Below are 853 nucleotides of genomic sequence, written 5' to 3'. Positions count from 1 at the left end.
GCCAGCCCGGTGAGTTTAGGTGCGTACCGCAGCGGACTGCACTGCGGGCTGATCGTCGAGTTCAGAAACCGGCTGGTTTTTCAGGACCGTCCAGATAACCACCGCGCCTAACAGATCAAACACCGCCAGCGCCGCGAACAGCGGGCTGAAGCCCAGCGTATCGGCCAGCGCCCCGACCACCAGCGCAAACATGGTGCTCGCCGTCCAGGCCGCCATGCCGGTTAAGCCGTTAGCGGTAGCCACTTCGTTGCGGCCAAACACATCCGAAGAGAGGGTGATCAGTGCGCCAGAGAGCGCCTGATGAGCAAACCCGCCAACGCACAGCAAGCCAATCGCGACATACGGGCTGGTGAACAAACCGATGGTGCCTGGCGCAATCATCAACACCGCGCCCATGGTGACCACCAGTTTGCGTGAGACGATAAGATTGACGCCAAACCAGCGCTGGAACAGCGGCGGCAAGTAACCACCGACAATGCAGCCGAGATCGGCGAACAGCATCGGCATCCAGGCAAACATGGCGATCTCTTTCAGGTTGAAGCCGTACACCTTGAACATAAACAGCGGAATCCACGCGTTAAACGTTCCCCACGCCGGTTCGGCGAGGAAACGCGGCAGCGCAATGCCCCAGAACTGACGATTGCGCAGGATCTGGCGTGCCGACATCTTCTTGTTATTACCGGTTTGATGCTGCAGCTCCTGGCCGGCAATGATGTAGTGACGCTCCTCATCGCTCAGCTTGGTTTGCTGTTTGGGATGTTTGTAAAACACCAGCCAGCAGATCGCCCACACCATGCTTAGCACGCCGGTAATAATGAACGCCATTTGCCAGCTGTGCGCCATGATCGCCCAC

Annotated in this window: 1 protein-coding gene; it reads right to left on the bottom strand. The window is 58.6% G+C overall.

The features are described from left to right. Positions 1-15: 15 nt before the first annotated feature. A partial coding sequence (locus RTY00_RS19910; protein WP_312665736.1) for an MFS transporter occupies positions 16-853 on the bottom strand: 838 nt, incomplete at its 5' end.

The organism is Pantoea sp. CTOTU49201 (assembly GCF_032054795.1).
Taxonomy (GTDB): domain Bacteria; phylum Pseudomonadota; class Gammaproteobacteria; order Enterobacterales; family Enterobacteriaceae; genus Pantoea; species Pantoea symbiotica.
This window is presented reverse-complemented; position numbering and strand designations above follow the sequence as displayed.